The organism is Actinomycetospora straminea (assembly GCF_028737255.1).
GTDB classification, from domain to species: domain Bacteria; phylum Actinomycetota; class Actinomycetes; order Mycobacteriales; family Pseudonocardiaceae; genus Actinomycetospora; species Actinomycetospora straminea.
In genome coordinates this window covers 20,850-39,242 of sequence record NZ_JAQZAN010000004.1, presented here as the reverse complement: position 1 = coordinate 39,242, position 18,393 = coordinate 20,850, and the positions used below count along the sequence as shown (strand labels likewise).

At 76.0% G+C, this 18,393-nt stretch carries 20 protein-coding genes and 1 pseudogene; 8 read left to right on the top strand and 13 right to left on the bottom strand.

The annotated features are described in order from the left end of the window. The first annotated feature begins 16 nt into the window (after positions 1-16). Both PH190_RS07565 and PH190_RS07560 read left to right on the top strand, forming a co-directional pair. A complete protein-coding gene (locus PH190_RS07565) occupies positions 17-313 on the top strand; it encodes a hypothetical protein (protein ID WP_274230888.1) in 297 nt (98 codons plus the stop codon). Between the two features lie 99 nt (positions 314-412). Further along, a complete protein-coding gene (locus PH190_RS07560; RefSeq protein WP_274230887.1) occupies positions 413-2,056 on the top strand; it encodes a hypothetical protein in 1,644 nt (547 codons plus the stop codon). Between the two features lie 7 nt (positions 2,057-2,063). Here PH190_RS07560 and PH190_RS07555 read toward each other — a convergent pair whose 3' ends face one another. Together PH190_RS07555 and PH190_RS07550 are read right to left on the bottom strand one after the other, a co-directional pair. Beyond that, the gene (locus PH190_RS07555) at positions 2,064-2,561 is read right to left on the bottom strand and encodes a methylated-DNA--[protein]-cysteine S-methyltransferase (protein ID WP_274230886.1); all 498 of its coding nucleotides are present in this window, start codon (positions 2,559-2,561) and stop codon (positions 2,064-2,066) included. 17 nt (positions 2,562-2,578) lie between these two features. Beyond that, on the bottom strand, positions 2,579-3,163 hold the full coding sequence (locus PH190_RS07550) for a hypothetical protein (protein ID WP_274230885.1): 585 nt from the start codon (positions 3,161-3,163) through the stop codon (positions 2,579-2,581). A 109-nt stretch (positions 3,164-3,272) separates the two neighbouring features. Between PH190_RS07550 and PH190_RS07545 the strand changes: the two genes are divergently transcribed. Next, entirely contained in the window at positions 3,273-4,232 is a 960-nt protein-coding gene (locus tag PH190_RS07545; RefSeq protein ID WP_274230884.1) for a GlxA family transcriptional regulator, read from the top strand. Here PH190_RS07545 and PH190_RS07540 read toward each other — a convergent pair. Beyond that, entirely contained in the window at positions 4,219-5,160 is a 942-nt protein-coding gene (locus tag PH190_RS07540; RefSeq protein WP_274230883.1) for a cation diffusion facilitator family transporter, read from the bottom strand. The two genes, PH190_RS07545 and PH190_RS07540, sit on opposite strands and share 14 nt — an antisense overlap. A 114-nt stretch (positions 5,161-5,274) precedes the next feature. Here PH190_RS07540 and PH190_RS07535 point away from each other — a divergent pair, with 114 nt between their 5' ends. The 3 genes from PH190_RS07535 to PH190_RS07525 are packed head-to-tail and all read left to right on the top strand — an operon-like array spanning position 5,275 to position 7,932. Further along, positions 5,275-5,949, top strand: a complete 675-nt coding sequence (locus PH190_RS07535) for a class I SAM-dependent DNA methyltransferase (protein WP_274230882.1) — start codon at positions 5,275-5,277, stop codon at positions 5,947-5,949. Beyond that, on the top strand, positions 5,924-6,340 hold the full coding sequence (locus PH190_RS07530; RefSeq protein ID WP_274230881.1) for a DUF1330 domain-containing protein: 417 nt from the start codon (positions 5,924-5,926) through the stop codon (positions 6,338-6,340). The genes PH190_RS07535 and PH190_RS07530 overlap by 26 nt, the downstream gene beginning before the upstream one ends. Next, positions 6,337-7,932: a Na+/H+ antiporter gene (locus PH190_RS07525; RefSeq protein ID WP_274230880.1), complete on the top strand. Its 1,596-nt coding sequence runs from the start codon at positions 6,337-6,339 to the stop codon at positions 7,930-7,932. Before PH190_RS07530 ends, PH190_RS07525 begins: the two co-directional genes overlap by 4 nt. A 19-nt stretch (positions 7,933-7,951) precedes the next feature. Here PH190_RS07525 and PH190_RS07520 read toward each other — a convergent pair whose 3' ends face one another. From PH190_RS07520 to PH190_RS07505, 4 genes are all read right to left on the bottom strand, one after another. Then, positions 7,952-8,263, bottom strand: coding sequence for a hypothetical protein (locus PH190_RS07520; RefSeq protein WP_274230879.1), 312 nt, complete (start codon positions 8,261-8,263; stop codon positions 7,952-7,954). A 105-nt stretch (positions 8,264-8,368) separates the two neighbouring features. Beyond that, the gene (locus PH190_RS07515) at positions 8,369-9,181 is read right to left on the bottom strand and encodes a LuxR family transcriptional regulator (protein ID WP_274230878.1); all 813 of its coding nucleotides are present in this window, start codon (positions 9,179-9,181) and stop codon (positions 8,369-8,371) included. Between the two features lie 84 nt (positions 9,182-9,265). Then, entirely contained in the window at positions 9,266-9,829 is a 564-nt protein-coding gene (locus PH190_RS07510; protein ID WP_274230877.1) for an adenine nucleotide alpha hydrolase family protein, read from the bottom strand. Beyond that, positions 9,826-10,737: a cation diffusion facilitator family transporter gene (locus PH190_RS07505; RefSeq protein ID WP_274230876.1), complete on the bottom strand. Its 912-nt coding sequence runs from the start codon at positions 10,735-10,737 to the stop codon at positions 9,826-9,828. The genes PH190_RS07510 and PH190_RS07505 overlap by 4 nt, the downstream gene beginning before the upstream one ends. A gap of 161 nt (positions 10,738-10,898) precedes the next feature. Between PH190_RS07505 and PH190_RS07500 the strand changes: the two are divergent. Beyond that, a pseudogene (locus PH190_RS07500) lies at positions 10,899-12,944 on the top strand (bifunctional lysylphosphatidylglycerol flippase/synthetase MprF); the annotation flags it as partial. On the opposite strand, the gene PH190_RS30740 reads toward PH190_RS07500, so the two are convergent. Beyond that, positions 12,910-13,176: a hypothetical protein gene (locus PH190_RS30740; RefSeq protein WP_420791608.1), complete on the bottom strand. Its 267-nt coding sequence runs from the start codon at positions 13,174-13,176 to the stop codon at positions 12,910-12,912. The pseudogene PH190_RS07500 and the gene PH190_RS30740 overlap by 35 nt on opposite strands. Between PH190_RS30740 and PH190_RS07495 the strand changes: the two genes are divergently transcribed. Next, the gene (locus PH190_RS07495) at positions 13,066-13,293 is read left to right on the top strand and encodes a DUF2630 family protein (protein ID WP_274230874.1); all 228 of its coding nucleotides are present in this window, start codon (positions 13,066-13,068) and stop codon (positions 13,291-13,293) included. The genes PH190_RS30740 and PH190_RS07495 overlap by 111 nt on opposite strands. Positions 13,294-13,323: 30 nt before the next feature. Here the strand turns inward: PH190_RS07495 and PH190_RS07490 are convergent, their stop codons facing one another. The 5 genes from PH190_RS07490 to PH190_RS07470 form a co-directional block, all read right to left on the bottom strand. Beyond that, the gene (locus PH190_RS07490) at positions 13,324-14,883 is read right to left on the bottom strand and encodes an amidase (RefSeq protein WP_274230873.1); all 1,560 of its coding nucleotides are present in this window, start codon (positions 14,881-14,883) and stop codon (positions 13,324-13,326) included. 62 nt (positions 14,884-14,945) lie between these two features. Then, positions 14,946-16,571, bottom strand: a complete 1,626-nt coding sequence (locus PH190_RS07485; protein WP_274230872.1) for an MFS transporter — start codon at positions 16,569-16,571, stop codon at positions 14,946-14,948. A 66-nt stretch (positions 16,572-16,637) separates the two neighbouring features. After that, positions 16,638-17,282 (bottom strand): TMEM175 family protein, encoded by a 645-nt coding sequence (locus tag PH190_RS07480; protein WP_274230871.1) that lies wholly within the window; start codon positions 17,280-17,282, stop codon positions 16,638-16,640. Between the two features lie 7 nt (positions 17,283-17,289). Beyond that, positions 17,290-17,901, bottom strand: a complete 612-nt coding sequence (locus PH190_RS07475; RefSeq protein ID WP_274230870.1) for a histidine phosphatase family protein — start codon at positions 17,899-17,901, stop codon at positions 17,290-17,292. A 9-nt stretch (positions 17,902-17,910) separates the two neighbouring features. Beyond that, entirely contained in the window at positions 17,911-18,339 is a 429-nt protein-coding gene (locus PH190_RS07470; protein ID WP_274230869.1) for an HIT family protein, read from the bottom strand. Between the last annotated feature and the right edge of the window lie 54 nt (positions 18,340-18,393).

Sequence of the window (18,393 nt, the reverse complement as noted above, 5' to 3'; positions counted from 1 at the left end):
GCCCATGCTGGCGGACATGACCGCCGCGAGCACGCGCGGCCGCGCGCCCCGTCCGGCGCGTTTCACGTTCTGGGTGGACCGGGCGGGCACCCTCGGCCCGGTCCTGCTGCGCTACGACCTGCGCGGCGGCGGCGCGCGCCGGGGCGCCCGGCTCGGGGTCGACGGCCGCTGGCACGCGAGCACCGCGCCCGAGACGCTGATGTGGCTGGGCACCGGTTCCGGCGAATCGATCACGGTCGAGGAGGCCCGCGCGATCGCCCACCAGCTCGGTCTCGGCGACGCCGACCTCACCGACCCCCGGGTCCTCCCGTGACCACGCCCCGCGCACGGCCGATCACGCTGCGCCACACAGAGGCTGGACCAGGGAGGTCGCTCCTCAACCGATCGGTCCCGTTCCGTTAGGTTCGTCGCCATGCTCGACTCGGGCGCCCGCATCGCCGCCGCCTTGCTCCCCGTGGGGATCCCCGTCCTCGTGGGGCTCGTGGTGGCCGTGCTCCGCCGCCGGACGAACCCCGCGGTGGCCACACCGGCCATCGCCGGGCTCGCGGTGCAGCTCGTCGTCACGCTGATCTCGACGTTCCTCGTGGCCGAGACCTCGCTGCACGTCTTCGGGCTGTCCGACCAGGCCCTCCTGCCGCTCGCGAGCGCCCTCGGGCTCGCGCTGATCCTGCTCCAGGTCGTGAGCTGGACGCTGCTGCTCATCGCGCTGTTCCGCCGCCTGCCCGCCGCGGCCGGGGCCGGGGTCCCCGAGGACCGAACGCCGACCGGCCGTCACGCCCTGCTCGACGCCCGCGGCGACCAGGTCGTCGCCGACGCCGGCACCGTGCTGCTGCCGGTCGGCGCCGCCGCGGGGGCCGCGGGCGCCGGTGCGGGCCTCGGTGCCGCCGCGACCGCCACCCCGAACGCCCCCGACCTCGCCCCGCCGACCGGTCCCCTGCCCACCTCCGCCCCCGGTCGGCCCGACGGCCCCGGCGGCCCCGGCGGCCCCGGCGGCCCCGGCTCCCCCGCGGGCGGCCCCGGGAGCTCGCCCCTGCCGACGATCTCGCGGCCGGGACCCGTCGGTCCGCGGCCCGGTCGCGGCCCGGCCGGCCCGCCGCCCTTCGCCGCACCCGCCCCGACCACGGGCCCGCGGGGCGAGGAGCCGGACGACACGGTCGAGGACGCGCCCGGCGGTCCCGACGACGCCGACCTCACCGAGGCCGAGGCCGAGGCCGAGGCCGACGCCGACGCCGACCTCCCCGAGGCCGATCTCACCGAGCCCGAGGGCGCCGTGGAGGCGGGCCCCGCCGACGCGGTCCGCGACCCCGATGACGAGCGCCACCCCGGTGACCGGCAGGACGGCGCGGACCCGGTGGCGGGCGGCGACGGAGTGGACGACGAACCCGTGACCACCGAGTACCCGGGCTACCTCGCGGGCGTCGGGGCCACGGCCGGTCCGGGTGCGTCGACCTCCGCAGCCGCCACGACGGGCGACACCGGCGCGGAGCTCGCGGAGGACGAGGACGACCTGCCCGCAGCGGCGGACGCGACCACGGCCGGCGCTTCGGCTCCCGGAGCATCGGCGACCGGGGACGCCGCCGCGGAGCCCGCGGACGACGTGGAGAACGCGGATGACGAGGACGACCTCGCCGGTACGACCGGTGTGATCACCGCCGGCGTCGCGTCCGCAGCGACGAGCGCCGATCGGAGCGCGGCGGTCCCGGCCGACGCGTCGATCATCGACGCCTCCGCGGCGGCCGACGCCGAGACGCCGGTCGGCGAGGACGTCGACGAGGAGCCCGCCGCGGACGCCGACGGCATCGACGACGCCGACGCCGCCGACGCCGACGACGCCGAGCCCGGCGAGGTCGACGAGCCCGGCGAGGTCGAGGCGGAGGCGCTGGACGAGCCCGGCGCCCCGACGTCGTCAGGCGCTGACGGGCCGAACACCGGATCGCCGACCCCGACCCCGCCGGGTGCCGGCTACGGCGCCCCGGCCGGCCATCCCTGGTTCGACCCGGACGGCGAGGCCGCCGCCCAGCGCGCCGCGCAGGCCGGCACCGGCGACGGCCGCTGACGGGCGCTCAGGCCCGGGGGACGTCGACCGGCACCCCGGCCTCGAGGTCGAGCAGCGCCCGCTTGCGCTCCACGCCGCCGCCGTAGCCGGTCAGCGAGCCGCCCGCGCCGACGACGCGGTGGCAGGGCACGACGATGCTGACCGGGTTGCGGCCGTTGGCGAGCCCCACGGCGCGGACCGCGGTCGGCTGCCCGATCGTCGCGGCGAGCTCGCCGTAGGTCACGGTCGCGCCGTACGGGATCTCCCGCAGCGCCGCCCACACGCGTTCCCGGAACCGGGTGCCGTGGAGGCGCAGGTCCAGGTCGAAGGCGGTGAGCTCGCCGGCGAAGTACGCGGCGAGCTGCTCGCGGGCGGCCGGCAGGCCGTCGTCGTCACGCTCGCCGAGGGTGTCGGCGGCGGGGCCGTGGCGGTGCTCGGTCATGTACAGCCCGGAGAGCACGCCGTCGTCCGCGCGCAGGGTCAGCGGGCCGAGGGGGCTCTCCACCACGGTGTGCGTGACGGTCACGGCGCCCATGGAACCACTCACACCAGGACGGCGAGGACGAGCATCGCGAGGCCGGCGGGCACGTCGAGCGCGATGCAGGCCTCGGCGAGCGCGGGCGGGACCTGGTCGCGGTGCCGGCGGAGGTGCCAGAGGTCCCACACCCCGTGCGCCATCAGCGTCAGCGCGGCGAGCACGAGCCCGGGGCCCGCCGGGAGCGCCAGCGCCACGAGTGCCACCAGCCCGTAGCCCACGAACCCCGCCGTCTGCCGCCGGAGGGCGTGGCGGGCGACGCCGCGCACGACCCCGAGCACCACCAGCGCGGTGCCCGTCACCACGTTCACCAGCACCGGCGAGACGTCGAGCAGCCGGGCCGCCACCACCAGCACGGTCGCGACGCCCACCCAGGCCCAGGCCGTCCAGGGGCGGGCGAACGCCGCGGCGGCGACGTAGCAGGACGCGGCGATCACGACGATGAGCGCGGGATCGGCGGCGCTGTTCGGGCCGGTGAGGACGCTCGCGGCGGCCGCGAGCAGACCGACCGCGATCGGCCAGCGCCGGGCGAGCGCCCGGAGGAGCGAGCCGTCGGACGCGTGGGCGGGGTGGGTCGTGCCGTGGGTCGTCATGCCGGGGAGCATGGCGCGCGCTCGGTACCCCCAGGGGGTATCGCAGGACGCGTGTCCGGAATCCTGCGGAAGGGGTCCGGCGGGACACGCTGCGCGCTACGCTCCGGGCGTGGGCGCGACGGTCATCCTGGGCTACGAGGACGCCGAGCTGCTCGACGTCGCCTGCGTCAGCTCCACCGTCTCGACGGCGAACGACCTCGGTGCCGATCCGGGCTACGCGGTCACGATGCTGAGCCCCGGCGGGCACGCGATCACCTGCCGCCCCGGCCTGCGCCTCGACGTCCACGGGGCGCTCGAGCAGTACACCGGCGCGGTGGACACGCTCGTCGTGGTCGGCGGCCTGGGCAGCCCCCGGGCCGCGGCCGACCCGGTGCTGCTCGCCCACGTCCGCCGCCTGGCGCGCGACGCCCGGCGGGTCGCGTCGGTGTGCACCGGGGCCAGCATCCTCGCCGCCGCCGGCCTGCTCGACGGGCGCCGGGTGACGACGCACTGGTGGTTCGCCGGCGAGCTCGCCCGCGCGCACCCCGCGGTGCACGTCGACCCCGACCCGATCTTCGTGCGCGACGGGCGGATCGCCACCTCGGCCGGCGTCACCAGCGCCCTCGACCTCGCCCTGTCCTTCGTGCACGAGGACCACGGGCCGGCGCTCGCCCGCCAGGTCGCCCGGGCGCTCGTCACCTACCTGCAGCGTCCCGGTACCCAGGCCCAGATGAGCGTGCACGTCGCCGCCCCGGCCCCCGCCGACGACGTGGTGCGCGGGGTGGTCGACCACGTCGCCGGGCACCTCGACGGCGACCTCGGCGCCGCCGCGCTCGCCGCCCGCGCCGGGGTCAGCGAGCGCCACCTCACGCGCCTGTTCCGCACCCACCTCGGACGGACACCGGCCGAGCACGTGCGCCGCGCCCGCACCGAGGCCGCCGCCCAGCTCGCGGCCACCACCGACGTCCCGCTCGCGCGCGTGGCGGCCCGCTGCGGCTTCCGGTCCACCGAGACGATGCGCACGGCGTTCCTCGAGGTCTACGGCCGCACGCCGTCGGAGCACCGCCGGGCCTTCGTCACGGCCGTCTGACGCCCTCGGCGGCGGGCAGCGGCGTGCAGGCCTGCTCGTGGTCGGCGTGCTCGAGGGCCTCGATCTGGAGCGTGCTGTGGTGCAGGCCGAAGCGGTCGCGCAGCAGGGTCGACGCGCGGTCGAGCACGCCGTGCTCGCCGCAGTCGGCGGTGGCGCAGCCCTCGTCGGAGATCACGAGGTGCGCGGACACGGCCGGGCTGCGGTCGTTGATCGACCAGACGTGCAGGTCGTGGACCTCGGCGACGCCCTCGACCTCGAGCAGCGTGGCGTGGACGTCGTCGACGTCGATGCCCGCCGGGGTGCCCTCGAGCAGGACGTGCCCGGTCTCGCGGAGCAGCCCGACGGTGCGCGGCAGGAGGATCGCGACGATGACGAGCGAGGCGACGGTGTCGGCGTAGGCCCAGCCCGTGGACAGCGTGACGACCGCGGCGACGAGCACCGCGACCGAGCCCAGGGCGTCGCCGAGCACGTGCAGCGCGGCCCCGCGCACGTTCATGCCGCCGCCGCCGCGCTGCAGCACCGCCAGCGAGACGAGGTTGCCGACGAGGCCCACGAGGCCGTAGACGAGCAGGCCGGCGCCGGGCACGTCGGTCGGCGAGGCGATCCGCTCGACGGCCTCGACGGCGACCCACACCGTGACCCCGAGCAGCAGGACCGCGTTGAGCGCGGCGCCGAGCACCTCGGCGCGCCCGAGCCCGAAGGTCCGCCGCCGCGACGGTGGCCGCGCGGCGAGGCCGGAGGCGATCAGCGCGGTGGCGAGCGCGACGACGTCGGTGCCGACGTGACCGAGGTCGGCGAGCAGCGCGAGCGAGCCGGTGACCACCGCGCCGACCGCGCCCACCACCGCCACCAGCGCGGTGACGGCGAGCGCGAGGGCGAGGCGCCGGCGATCGTCGGCGGCAGCGCCGTGACCGTGTCCATGACCCACGGGGCCGACCATACATGCACGGATGTGCATGCGATGCGCGACGTGCCGCACGCCTCCGGTACCCCCGGGCAGAGCACACCACACGGTCGCCACACGCGGTCCTAGAGTGTGCCGGTGCCCGACAATCCCTGGCTCGCGGTCACCGGCGGCACGGCCGGGCCGGGCTACGCCGCCCGCTTCGCCGACCTCGCGGCGCAGGGCGAGGACCTCGACGGCGAGGCGCGCCGCGTGCACGCACTGCTCGGCGGACGGTCGGGCGACGTGCTCGACGCGGGCTGCGGCACCGGGCGGGTGGGGATCGCGCTGGCGCGGCTCGGGCACCGGGTGATCGGCGCCGACCTGGACGCCTCGATGCTCGACCAGGCCCGGGCCGCGGCCCCCGAGATCGACTGGCGCCTCGTCGACCTCACCGAGCTGCGCCTCGACCACCCCGTCGACGCCGTGGTCGCGGCGGGCAACCTGTGGCCGCTGCTCACGCCGGGTACGCACGCCGCGGTGATCGAGGTCCTCGCCCGGCACCTGCGACCGGGCGGCCTCCTGGTCGCCGGGTTCGGGCTCGACGCCGAGCACGTGCCCTTCACGCTGCCCGACGGCGTCCCGTTCCCGACCCTCGCCGCCTACGACGACGCCTGCGCCGCCGCGGGCCTGCGGCTCGTCACGCGCACGGCCGACTGGGACGGCGAGGAACCGTACGACGGCGGCGGCTACGCCGTCAGCGTCCACGAGAAGCCCACGAGAAGCCCACGAGAAGCTGAGGTGCGTGATGGCGATCGACCCGCGCGGGCGTGACCTCAAGGCCTTCCTGGCCGAGGACCCCGGTGGCCCGGTGGTGATGCTCAACCTGCTGCGCTTCGTCGAGGACGGGCGGGCGTCGTACGAGGCCTACCTCGCCCACTTCCGCGCCCACGCCGAGCCCCTGGGCGCCGAGGTCCTCTACCTCGGCGACGGCGGCACCGCGCTCGTGGCCGAGGACGGTCAGGCCTGGGACGCGGTGCTGATCGTGCGCTACCCGAGCCGGCAGGCGTTCAGCGACATGATCGCGGACCCCGGCTACCAGCAGGGCACGCACCTGCGCACCGGCGCGCTCGTCGAGGCCGTTCTGCAGGCGACGACCCCCTGGCCCGTGCCCGACCCCGCCTCCGCCGCCGAACCCTCGCCGACGGATCCCTCGGCCCCGTGACCGAGACCGACCCGCGGGCCCTGCTCCTCGTCTTCGTCGTCGCGCTGGGCGTCACGGCGGTCGCCCGCCGCTTCTCGGTGTCCGCGCCGCTGCTGCTCGTCGTCGTCGGGCTCGGGGTGTCGTTCGTGCCCGGGGTGCCGTCGGTGCCCCTGGACCCCGACCTCGTCCTGTTCCTCGTGCTCCCGCCGCTGCTCTACTCCGCGGCGCTGGAGAGCTCGACGCTGCGGCTGCGGGAGAACCTGCGGCGCATCAGCCAGCTCGCCGTCGGGCTCGTCGTGTTCACGACCGCCGTGGTCGGCGTCGCCGCGTGGCTGCTGGTGCCCGGGCTGCCGTTCGCGAGCGCCCTGGTGCTCGGCGCGGTCGTCGCGCCGCCGGACGCCGTGGCCGCGGCGTCGATCGGGCGCCGGCTCGGCCTGCAGCGGCGGATCATGACGATCCTCGAGGGCGAGAGCCTGCTCAACGACGCCACGGCCCTGACCCTCTTCCGGGTGCTGCTCGCCGTGGCGCTGGCGACGACGACGGTCGGCACCGGGGCGACGATCCTCGCCGGGCTCGAGGAGTTCGCGCTGGCCGCGGTCGGCGGCGTCGCCATCGGCGCGGCGGCGGGCTGGCTGCTGCACCGCCTGCGGATGGCGCTCCACGACGGCGTGCTCGAGAGCTCGGTCGGCCTGCTCGTGCCGTTCGCGATCTACCTGCTGGCCGAGGAGCTGCACACCTCCGGCGTGCTCGCCGTCGTCGTCGCGGGCCTCTACCTCGGGCACAAGGCCCCCGAGGCCGGCTACGCCACCCGCCTGCAGGACCAGGCCGTGTGGAAGGCGCTCGACACCCTGCTCGAGGCGCTGGTCTTCGCGCTCATCGGGCTGCAGCTGCGCATCGTCGTCGACGGCCTGGGCGACGACGCCGGGCGCATCCTGCTCGTCTCGCTGGCCCTGCTCGGCGTGACGATCCTGGCCCGCTTCGCCTGGGTCTACCCGACGATCTACCTCCCGCGCCTGCTGCCGACGGTGCGACGACGACGCCCCGCCGTGTCGTGGCGGGTGCCCTTCGTCATCTCGTGGGCGGGCATGCGGGGGGTGGTCACGCTGGCCGCGGCGTTCGCGATCCCCCACGGCGGCGACACCGGCCCGGCGATGCCCGGCTACAACGTCGTCGTGTTCGCGGCGTTCGTCATCACCGTCGGCACCCTGCTGCTGCAGGGCCTGACGCTCCCGACGCTCATCCGGCGCCTGCACGTGCGCGACAAGGGCGCCCAGCGCGACGTCCTCGACGAGGCCCAGGTCAAGCAGGCCGCCGCCGAGGCCGCGCTGCACCGCCTCGACGAGATGAGCGACGACAGCACCCCGACGCACGTCACCGAGCAGCTGCGCACCTGGGCCCAGCACCGCGCCAACGAGCCGTGGGAGCGCCTCGGGCGCCCCGACGAGGAGATCGGCGAGGCGCCCTCGGTCGTGTTCAACCGCCTGCGCCGCGGCATGCTCAGCGCCGAGCGCGAGACGTTCGTGCGCTTCCGCGACATGGGCCGCATCGACGAGAGCATCCTGCGCGACATGCTCCGCGGGCTCGACTACGAGGAAGCGATGCTGGACCGCTGACCACTGGAGGGCCCGGGCGTCACACCTCGGTCTTGAGGATGCAGATCGCGAGGTGGGCGGCCTCGACGGACTCGCGCGCCGCCCCGCCGAGACCGGGGTCGGCGGCGGCCGCGGCCTTCGCGCTGTCGGCCGCCTGCTCGAGCTCGATCACCGCGTCGCGGGCCTCGTCGTCGGGGACCCGGCCGGCCTTCTCCGCCTTGGCGAGGTACTCGCGCACCACGGCGACGGTCACGACGCTGGCGTCCGGGTCGCCCTCGGTGTCGCGCATCGCGGTCACGGTCTTCGACCGGCAGTCCTCGAGGCGGGCACGGATGTCGGTGGTGGCGAGCATGAGGGGGGCCTCCCTCGCGTGTGGTGGTCGGTCGGGCACCACCCATTGGCGAGGCGGCGTGACGCGCGCGACAGGGCGGGAAGTGCGTACGCCTGCGGGGAGGCTCTACGCCCGCACCAGCTCCGGCGGCGGGAGCAGACCCAGGAGCTGGGCGCGCTGCACCGCGGCGAGACGGTCGGCGACGCCGAGCTTCGCGTAGACCCGCTGCAGGTGCTTCTGCACGGTCCGCTCGCCGACCGTCAGGCGCCGCGCGATCGCCCGGGCGGTGGCGCCGGTCGCGAGCATGTCGAGGACCACGCTCTCCCGCGGCGTCAGCCCGACCTCCTCGGCGGTGGGGACGGCGAGGGCGCCGGTCCGCGCCGACCACCGGGCGTGCGCGGCGATCTGGCGGTCGAGGCCCGCGAGCACGCGCCGCACCCGGCGCAGCAGGCCCATCTCCTGCGGCGAGTACGGGTCGACGCGCCCGACGAGGAACGCCCGGTTGGTGCTGCGGTCCAGGCACACGGGCAGGCACACCTGGGAGACGACGTCGCGGCCGAGCAGGTCGTCGCACGCGGCGCGCCAGCGCTGGTGCACGCGCCGGTCGGCGAAGCGCGCCGGCACCTCGGCGACCTGCACGACCTCGGCGCGCCCGGTCGCGAGGTAGTAGCGCAGCAGCGGGTGGTCGGTCGCGGCGCGCGCCCGGCTCCAGCACGCGACGTCGGCGAAGCGTCCGTCGTAGAAGTCGGGCGGCCACACCTCGCGCTCGTCGCGACCCGACGCCCTCTGGTCGTGGTACGCGCCGGCCGGGGCGTCGAACGACCCCGCGAGCGCCGCGAGGACGCGGTCGACCGGCCACGTCGTCAACGGCTGCGCCACGAGGTCGGCGACGAGGTCCAGCCACTCCCCCTCCCGGGCGGCCGTACCCCTGACACCCATGACGCCCCCGTCCGACACTCGCGCGTGAGGGTCCACCCAGAGCGACACCGTGGGCACCCCGCCTCACCCGGGCGGCGGCCGGAGTCACTCGCTCGGAGCAGCCCCTCGGACACGCACCTCGACCGGCATCGCCAGGAGCGCGTCCAGCACCCGGTGCTCGCGGCGCAGCGGCAGGCGCGCGAAGAAGAACAGGTCCAGCGGGTACCAGAGCCCGACCCACGCGATGACGAGGAAGACCCCGTTGCCCAGGACGTCCTGGAAGAACGCGGGGACGTCGGGCTCGAGGAAGCCGGTGGAGAACAGCAGGCCGACGAGGAAGAGCGGGATCCCCGGGCGCAGCGAGTTCAGGCCCTGGCGCCAGAGCACCGCCCCCTCGCGCTCGCCCTGCTCGTTGCGGCGCACGCACCAGCGCCGCAGGACGGCCTGCAGGTGCGCGGCCGTCGCCGCCGGGTCGGGGCCCGCGGTCCCGGCCGGCAGGGTCAGCACGACTCTGTCGTGGCGTCCCGGGCGCCCGCGGGCCAGGAGCTCGTCGAGGATCTCCACGGCCCCCGGGACGCTGCGGGCGTCCGCGTCGTCGTACAGGCCCGCCGGGTCGACGGTGACCAGGTCCTCGGGCCGGGTCAGGTGCACGACGACCTCGCGGCTCACAGCGCCCACCGCCGGTCGGCCGTGAACGCGACGACCACCGAGCGCTCGTGCCCGAGTGCCGCGAGCCGGTCGTGCAGGGCCTGCCGGACGACGTCCCCGTCGGCCACGGTGTGGACCGACGACTTCTCCCCCACCACGAAGTCCACCTCCACGTCGACGCGCGCCCCGACCTTGGACGCCCGCAGGAATGCCTCGGCCAGCCCGAACTCCTCGCGCACGGCCTCCACCGCGCCGTCGAGCTGCGCCTGGGTCTCCGCCGGCGGCGCCATCGCCAGGATCTCCCGCATGCCCCCGCCGATCAGCCGCGCCGGGATGCGCAGGAACAGCAGCGACACCACGATCACCATCGCCGGGTCCACGTAGGCGGCGAGGTCCGGGCGCCCGCCGGCCACGAGCACCGCCGCGACGGCGAACCCGAGGAGCACGCCGATCGAGAGCAGCGTGTCGCCGAACCACTCGGCGGCCTCGGCCCGCACGAGGTCCGACCGCGCGCCCCGGCGCATGAGGACCGTGATGACGATCCCGGCCACGGTCGCGACGACCGCGTAGGCCAGCGCCCACCCCGTCGCGACCTGGCGGCCGCCGGCGACGAGGTCGGTGATCCCGCCGACCACCGCGTACACGCACAGGGCGGCCAGCGCCACGGCCTTGACCACCACGACGACCGGCTCCCACGACTCCCGCCCCCACGGGTAGCGCTCGTCGGCCCCGCGCTGCGAGGTCCGCAGCGCGACCACCGCCAGCATCGAGAGGCCGATGCTGGCGAACGACGAGAGCCCGTCGAGCACGATCGTCGAGGAGCCGCTGAGCACCCCCCACACCGAGGACACCACGGCGAACACCGCCGACGCCCACACCGACAGGAGCAGCAGGCGCCGGTCCCGGCGCCCGGTCTCGCTCGTCTCCACGCCGGTGATCGTGACGGTCGCGCGCGCCCACGTCGAGACGTTCGATCACCCAGAGGATTGTCATCGGCAGGCTGCCGACGGACACTCGTCGCACACCTCACCCGTTCAGCCGTGCCGTGCGAGCGGGACGTCGCACTGTGTGACAGCTCAGGAGATCGCCGATGACGGTCACCGTCCCGCGGGAGCCGACGGACCCCACGGACCCCGCCGACGACCAGGACTCCCCGGACCGGCTGGGTGCGGCACGGGCGCGCGTCGAGGGTGTCGCCCGGTGGCGCCCGGTCACCGCGGCGACGGTGCTCCTGCTGCTGGTCACCGGCCTCGCGACCGGCGCGTTCTGGAGCCCGCTGGCCGACCGGTCCTGGGCGTCGTCGGTGCTCACCGGCGTCCCGGCGCTCGCCGAGGGCCACATGTGGACGCCGCTGTCGGCCGCGCTGGTCGGGGCGCACCCGGTCGGGGCGCTGCTCGGGCTCGTGCTCGCCGCGGTGGGGCTCGGGTGGGCGGAGGGGCGGCTGGGCTCCGGGCGCACGGCGCTCGTGCTCGTCGCGGGCCAGCTCGCCGCGCTGCTCGCCGCGATCGGCCTGGTCGCGCTGCTCGCCGCCACTGGCTGGGTCTGGGCCGTGGCGCTCACGGGCGCGCTGACCGGGGGCGTCTCGACCGGCGTGCTCGCCGTGCTCGCGGTCGCCTCGGCCACCCTGAACGCGCCGTGGCGGCTGCGGCTGCGCCTGGTGCTCGTCGGGGTCGCGCTCGTCGGGCTGCTGTTCCTCGGCCACCTCGCCGACGCCGCGCACACGATCGCGCTGGCCGTCGCGCTGCCGCTGGGGCGCCGGATCGCCGGACCGGCCGCGGTGCCGTCGCCCGCGGGGCGCCCGGGGCGTCGCGAGTTCCGCCTGGTCGCCGCGGCGGGGCTCGTCGTCATCGCCGTGATCCGGGTGCTCACCCTCGTCGTGCCCGTCGTCGGGCCGCTCGGGAACACCGCCTCGGACTCGACGGTCGTCGAGACCCTGGTGTCGGTGGCGATCGCCCTGCTGCTCGCCGAGGGCCTGCGCCGCGGGCGTCGCCCGGCGTGGGTGGCTGGCCTGGTGCTCGGTGGCTTCTACCTGCTGCTGGGCCTGTTGGTGGTCGGCGTCGTGGTGTTCGCGCAGATCACGAACCAGATGGACCAGGTCGAGCTCGTGGGCCTGGCGGTCTTCGTGCCCAACGCGGTGCTGTGGTCGGCGCTCGTGGTGTGGCTGGTCGCGGGCCGGCACGCCTTCGCGGTCCCGTCGCGCCGGCGGCTGCGCCGACGCTCGGGGGCCGCGGCCGGCGGCCCCGAGGTCGCCCGCGAGGCGCTGCACCGCCACGGCGGCTCCACGCTGTCGTGGATGGCGACGTGGCCCGAGAACCGCTACCTCCAGCACGCCGACGGGATCACCGCGTACCGGGCGCACGCCGGGGTCGCGGTGGCCCTCGGCGACCCGATCGTCGCCCCGGCCGACCGGTCCGCGGCGCTCGAGGACTTCCGCGCCATGGCCGAGCGCTCGGGGTGGGTGCCGTGCCTGTTCTCGAGCACCGAAGCCCTCGCCGACGTCGCGCGGGCCGACGGCTGGCGGGCGCTGCAGGTCGCCGAGGACACGCTGATCGACCTCGAGGGCCTCGAGTTCAAGGGCAAGCCCTGGCAGAACGTGCGCAGCGCCTTCAACCGGGCCGGCAAGGCGGGGATCGAGCACCGCATGGTGCACCTCGCCGACGAGCCGCGGGCGGTCGTGGCACAGGTCCGCGCTATCTCCGAGGAGTGGGTCGGCGACAAGGGCCTGCCCGAGATGGGCTTCACGCTCGGCGGGGTCGAGGAGGCCCTCGACCCGGAGGTGCGCACCGGCCTCGCGGTCGACGCCGAGGGCACCGTCCACGGCGTCACCTCGTGGCTGCCGGTGTACGGGCCCGACGGCGAGGTGGTCGGCTGGACCCTCGACGTCATGCGCCGCCGGCAGGAGGGGTTCCGGGCGGTCGTCGAGTACCTCATCGCCTCGGCGTGCCTCACGTTCCAGGCCGAGGGCGCGCGGTTCCTGTCGCTGTCGGGCGCGCCGCTGGCACGGGCCGAGGGCGAGGACGAGGCGCAGGTCCTCGACCGCGTCCTCGACCGCATGGGCGAGCTCCTCGAGCCCTACTACGGCTTCCGCTCGCTGCACACGTTCAAGGCGAAGTTCCAGCCGCGCTACGAGCCGATGTTCCTGCTCTACCGCGACGAGGCCGACCTCCCGCGCGTCGGCATCGGCATCGGGCGCGCCTACCTCCCCGACGCCCGCGTCCGCGATCTCGTGGCGCTGGTGCGGGGCTAGGCTCGGTCCCATGGCCGACGAGGACACCCTGGGCACCATCCACGCGCTGGTCGACGAGGAGCACCGGCTGCGCGGGCACGGGGAGGCGATCAACGACGAGGACCGGGCGCGCCTGGCGCAGATCGAGGAGCAGCTCGACCAGTGCTGGGACGCCCTGCGCCGCCGCCGCGCGGGCCGGGACTTCGGCGGCGACCCGGGCCACGCGACCGAGAAGCAGGTGCACGACTACCTGCAGTAGGCCCGGCCCGCGAACCCTCGGCGGGCCGCCCTACCCCGCGGCCACCGTCGCCCGCGCCTCGATCCCGGGCGGCGAGGGGAAGCCCCCGACCGCCTGCTCGAAGGCGTGGGCGACGCGCAGGCAGGTGGCGTCGTCGAAGCGCCGGCCGATGATCATCATGCCGACCGGGAGCCCGTCGACCGGCGAGGCCGGGACCGAGGTCGCGGGGTGGCCCGTGACGTCGGTGGGCGCGGTGTTGACGATCATCTCCAGGGCCCGGGTCACGCTCTCCGCCGCCGGCGCGCCCTCGGCGACCAACGTCGTCGGGAGGATCGGCACCGTGGGCATGACCAGCACGTCGTGCTCGGCGAGCGCCGCGTCGTAGGCCGCGCGGGCCGTCGGGACGAGGTTGCGCGCCATGGCGTAGTGCCGGCCGTGCTCGCGGGTCAGCGCGTGGCGCCCGGCCATAGTCACCATCTTCACGGTGTCGGAGAAGAGGTGCCCGCCCTCGGCGCGCCGCCCGCCGTAGTGCGCGACGAGGTCGGGGTCGTAGAGGCCCTCCCAGTTCATGCCGTAGCCGTTGCCCTCGATCATCTGCGCGACGACCCCGTCGGTGGCGACGACCGTCCACACGTCGAAGGCGTGCTTGTGCCACGGCACCGAGACCTCGTCGACGGCCAGGCCCGCGCCCGCGAGGACGTCGAGCGCGGCCCGCACGCTCGCGTCGACGCCGGGCACCGAGAGGCCCTCGTGCCCGAACCCCTCGGTGACGACGCCGACCCGCAGGCCCTCGGCGCCGCGCGCGATCTCGGCGAGGAAGTCGACGGGGGCGAGGGCGTCGGGCTGGCGGGGGTCGAGGCCGTCGGGGCCGGCCATGATCCCCAGCGCGAGCGCGGCGTCGCCGACCGTGCGGGTCATGGGCCCGAGGTGGTCGATCGTCGCCTCGATCGGGAAGGCGCCGGTGTAGGGCACGAGGCCGTGGGTGGGCTTGTGCCCGACGATCCCGCTCATCGCCGCGGGCATGCGCACCGAGCCGCCCTGGTCGCCGCCGGTGGCGAGGTCGACCTCGCCGGCCGCGAGCAGGGCCGCGCTGCCGCTGGAGGAGCCGCCGGTGGTGCGCGTGGGGTCCCAGGGGTTGCGCACGGGCCCGGTGTGCGACGTGTGGCTGGCCCCGGAGAAGCAGAGGTCCTCGCAGACGGCCTTGCCGGTGACGGTGGCGCCCGCCTCGAGCAGGCGCGTCACGACCGTGGCGTCGCGCTTGGGGACGTAGCCGTCGACGAGCCGCGAGCCGTTGGCCATCGGCACCCCGGCGACCGCGGTGTTGTCCTTGACGGCCACGGTGCGCCCGGCGAGCGGGCCGTCGGGCGAGCCCTCGACGCGGCAGCGCACGTACCAGGCGCCCCAGCGGTTCTCCCCCTCCGCGGGCCACGACCAGGCGCGGTCCGGCGCGGTCGGCGCCTGCGCGGCCCACAGCTCCTCGACGCGGTCGTAGGCGCCGAACGAGCCCTCGACGAGCGGGGCGAAGGCCGCGAGCCCTTCGGGATCGAGACCGAGTCGGTCGCGCTCGGCCAGGGCGGCGAGCTCTTCGGGGGTGGGAGGGGTGACGGGCACGGCGTCTCCTGTCGGCCGCTGGGCGGGAGCCCCAACCGTAGGGAGCGCGACGGGCCCGCAGGTCACGATGGCGTGACGGTGCCCCCGGGTCCGTCGCGGGTGCCGTCCTCGCCCCACGCCACGTCGGGCGTCTCCGCCTCGGCGGCCTCGGTGTCGGGGTCCGGGGGCCGGCGCACGAGCCAGGCCGAGGTGACGACGCCGATCACCGCGAGCACCGAGACGGCGAGGAACGCGACGACGTAGCCCTGGTCGGAGGCGCGCTCGGCGACGTCGAGGTACTCGACGACCCGCGGGTCGAACGTCGAGGGCCGCAGCCCCGTCTGCTCGGCGTTCTCCAGCGCGTCGCGCAGCGCGGTGCCGGCCTCCGCGGTGAGCGGCGGCAGGCCGCGCTCGGCGGCGCCGTCGACCAGCGCCTGCAGGTAGGTCAGGTGCAGCAGGGCGTAGAGCAGGGCGATCCCGATCGCGCCGCCGCCCTGCTCGGCGGTGGCCGACACCCCCGAGGCCTGGCCGTGCGCGTGCTCGGGCACCGTGTCGAGGCCGACCGGGTCGTTGACCGTGAGCACCACGGCGAGCCCGATCCCGTACACCACCAGCCCCGGCAGCAGCCACCAGAACGCGTTCTGCGGCATGCCGAGCGCGAGCAGGACCCCGGAGACGGCCAGCAGCCCGAACCCCACGACGAGCGGCGGCCGCCCGCCCGCGGCGTCGTACCAGCGGCCGACCAGCGGCGCGATCACCACCATCGGCACCGTCGTCGCCAGCAGCGCGAGCCCCGCGAGCGCCGGGTCCATCTGCAGGTTGAGCACGAGCGCGAGGGGCAGGATCAGCCCGAGGCCCATCTCGGCCATGCCGGCGAGGCCCTGCGAGATCGTCGCGCCGCGGTAGTCGCGGCTCGAGCGCAACAGGTGCAGGTCGAGCAGCGGGTCGGCGGTGCGCCGCTCCCACCACACGAACAGCACGGCGGCGACGACGGCCACGACCAGCGACACGACGACGTCGGGCGCGGTCCAGCCGTCGGTGGTCGTCTGCGCGAAGCCGAACACGAGCCCGACGAGCACGAGCCCCAGGAGCGTCGCGCCGACGAGGTCGACGTGCACCCCCGTGCGGCGGGGGCCGTCGGGCGGGACCGCCCGCAGCGTCGCCCACAGCGTCACCACCAGCAGCGGGAGGTTGATGAGGAGCACCGCGCGCCAGCTCACGCCGGAGGTGAGCAGGCCGCCGATGGTCGGGCCGAGCGCGCCGGCGGTCGCCGCGACGCCACCCATCGTGCCGAGCGCCCGGCCGCGCTCCCGCGGCTCGAAGGCGTCGCTGAGGATCGCCACCGTGGCCGGCAGCATCAGGGCGCCACCCGCGCCCTGGCACACCCGCGCCGCGAGCAGCACCGGGAAGTCCGGCGCCAGGCCCCCGACCGCCGAGGCGCCGGCGAACACCACCGAGCCCAGCAGGAACACCCGGCGGCGCCCGAACAGGTCGCCGAGCCGTCCGCCGAGCACGAGCAGCCCCGCGAGCGGCAGCAGGCTCGCGGTGAGCACCCACTGCACGAGCGTGGAGCTCACGCCGAAGTCCTGGGCGATGTCGGGCAGCGCCAGGGGCACCGCCGTCTGGTCCACGAGGATCATCGCGTTGGCGACGGTCATCGCCGCCAGGATCGTGCGCCGTCCGGCGTGCGACCCGGTCGCCGTGCTCATGGACCTCCCCCACCGGCCGTGATCCACCGAGCCTGGTGGCTGCGGGGCCCGGGGACAAGGGCGTGATCAGTCGGACGGGGGACGCGCGAGACGGCGCTCGACCAGGGGCCCGAGCACGCGCTCGAGCGGCGAGGTCAGGAACAGCAGCAGCAGCGGCCAGTAGCCCAGGCCCGGCGCCACGAGCGTCACCACGAGCACGAGGAGCAGCAGCACCGCCGTGCCGCCCGCCGCGGTGTTGCGCAGCCCCTGGGCGTCGTCGCGCGGCAGCGTCCGGCGCACGAGCACCGCGGTCACCGACAGCAGCGCGCTGCTCGCGAACAGGGTCCCGACGTAGAAGCGCAGCGTGAACGGGTCCTCCGGGAACGACCCGATCATCTCCGTCGGGAACGGCAGCACGACGATCGTGAACAGCCACGCCGTGTTGACGGCGACGAGGGTGTGGCTGACCTGCCGGGCCCGGTCGAAGACGCGGTGGTGGGCGGCCCAGAAGCGGGCGATGACCGCGAAGCTCAGCACGAAGCTGCCGATCGCCGCGAGGTTGTCGGTGAGGATCGACAGGCCCGAGGTCCCGGGCTCGCCGGCCTCGGGGACGAGCTCGGCCAGCGGCAGCACGAGCAGCGTCAGCGCGATCGCCACCACGCCGTCGCTGAAGGCGAGCAGGCGCTCGGGACCGAGCCAGTCACCCCGCGCGTCCTCCCCGGCCTCCGCCATCACGACCTCACAGCAGCCCGGCGAGGTGCTGGGTCTCGTTCACCGAGCTCACCCGGCGGGCGCCCGACCGCGAGACGAGCACGCGCGTCACCGAGGTGTGGTGCAGCGGGAACGTCAGCGGGCGGTCGATGCCGAGGATCCCGGTGACGTAGGTGTTGATCACGCCGGCGTGGCAGACGACGACGGCCGTGGCCCGCGGGTCCTGGCGCGCCACGACCGCGTCGAGGGCGCCGGCGAGGCGCGCGGTGAAGGCCGCGCCGTCGACGTACGACGGGAACACGCCGGACCGGATGGCCTGCCAGTCCTCGTCGGCGTCGTCGCGCAGGTGCACGGGCCGGTAGGACCCGCGCCCGCGGTCGAACTCGCACAGGTCGTCGACGGCGACCGGTTCCGGGACCCCGAGCAGGCGCGCGGCCGGGGCCGCGGACTCCCGGGCCCGGCGCATCGTCGAGGTGACGATCTCGGCGACGCCGTCGCGGTCGGGGGCGTCGGCGAGCCAGGTCGCGAAGCGCTCGGCCTGCTCCTGCCCGCGCGCGGACAGGGCCGGGTCGGCGCCCGCCGCCCCCGGCTCGGCGGTCGCCGCGAGAGGCTCGGCGTGGCGGACGAGCAGCAGCTGCATCGGGCGCGGTCAGGCGTCCGGGACGGCGGCGCCGTGGCCGGCGGCGCGCAGCCCGGCGCGGATCGACTCGGCGTGCCGGTCCATCTCGGCGGGGTCCGGGTCGCTCTCGGCCTGGGAGAAGTCGAACGCCTCCAGCCCCCACGCGGGGTGGACGTGCACGTGGAGGTGCGGCACCTCGAACCCCGCGATCATGAGCGCCACGCGCGGCGGCGACCAGGTGTCGCGGATCACCGTCCCGATCGTCTTCGCCACCCCCATGGCGTGCTCGAACAGGCCGTCGGGGGCGTCGATCCACTGGTCGACCTCCTCCCGCGGCACGACCAGCACGTGGCCGGGCCCGAGGGGGTTGATGGAGAGGAACCCGACCACCTGCTCGTCCGACCAGACGAAACGTCCCGGGATCTCGCCATTGATGATCTTGGTGAAGACCGTCGCCACGGCGGGGATGGTAGCGAGGCCGGCGTCGGCCGGGACGGGTCGTCGCTCCCGGCC

Coding starts and splice junctions, on each gene's coding strand:
- PH190_RS07565 (WP_274230888.1), top strand. CDS start 17: ATGACCGCCGCGAGCACGCGCGGCCGCGCGCCCCGTCCGGCGCGTTTC.
- PH190_RS07560 (WP_274230887.1), top strand. CDS start 413: ATGCTCGACTCGGGCGCCCGCATCGCCGCCGCCTTGCTCCCCGTGGGG.
- PH190_RS07550 (WP_274230885.1), bottom strand. CDS start 3,163: ATGACGACCCACGGCACGACCCACCCCGCCCACGCGTCCGACGGCTCG.
- PH190_RS07530 (WP_274230881.1), top strand. CDS start 5,924: ATGGCGATCGACCCGCGCGGGCGTGACCTCAAGGCCTTCCTGGCCGAG.
- PH190_RS07520 (WP_274230879.1), bottom strand. CDS start 8,263: ATGCTCGCCACCACCGACATCCGTGCCCGCCTCGAGGACTGCCGGTCG.
- PH190_RS07515 (WP_274230878.1), bottom strand. CDS start 9,181: ATGGGTGTCAGGGGTACGGCCGCCCGGGAGGGGGAGTGGCTGGACCTC.
- PH190_RS07495 (WP_274230874.1), top strand. CDS start 13,066: ATGGCCGACGAGGACACCCTGGGCACCATCCACGCGCTGGTCGACGAG.
- PH190_RS07485 (WP_274230872.1), bottom strand. CDS start 16,571: ATGAGCACGGCGACCGGGTCGCACGCCGGACGGCGCACGATCCTGGCG.
- PH190_RS07480 (WP_274230871.1), bottom strand. CDS start 17,282: ATGGCGGAGGCCGGGGAGGACGCGCGGGGTGACTGGCTCGGTCCCGAG.
- PH190_RS07475 (WP_274230870.1), bottom strand. CDS start 17,901: ATGCAGCTGCTGCTCGTCCGCCACGCCGAGCCTCTCGCGGCGACCGCC.